The 492-nt window shown below is 38.2% G+C and carries 1 pseudogene; it reads left to right on the forward strand.

Annotation, left to right across the window (positions count from 1 at the left end):
• A pseudogene (locus FTW16_RS13395) lies at positions 1–234 on the forward strand (RecX family transcriptional regulator); the annotation flags it as partial.
• Between the last annotated feature and the right edge of the window lie 258 nt (positions 235–492).

The following is a 492-nucleotide window of genomic DNA, read 5'->3' on the forward strand; positions in this document are numbered from 1 at the left end:
CAAGAGCTTAGGCAACGAAAAATCGACACCAACGAGCTGTCATCGTTAGTTGACCGATTGATTAATGAAGAGCAGCTAGATTTCTATTCTTCGTGTTTAGAACAGTTGCAGAAGAAGTCTTATGACCTAAACGATCATAAAGAACGCTCAAAGGCTTACGCCATGTTGAGTCGTAAAGGCTTTTCATCCGAAGAGATCAAGTTTGCATTGAGTGAGGGGAATGAGGCGAGTTGACGAGGGGAAAGCTTTTAGATCGAGTACTAGGTATGCTGAGTATCCGTTAATGATTGCCATTTAGACCACTAAGTCACTGAGTTTCAGCTATAACATTCATGTTTGCATTTACATTGTTGATACTTTAATCACTATGGTGCAATATTAGTCTATTAGAGTAATGTTTAGATATCGCTAGTGGCCTTATGACAGCGATTGAGCATTTTCACCGTGACTATTTTTAATATTACAGACTTATTATTATCTCGAATTAACGAT

The organism is Vibrio sp. T20 (assembly GCF_007858795.1).
In the GTDB taxonomy this organism is placed as follows: domain Bacteria; phylum Pseudomonadota; class Gammaproteobacteria; order Enterobacterales; family Vibrionaceae; genus Vibrio; species Vibrio satsumensis.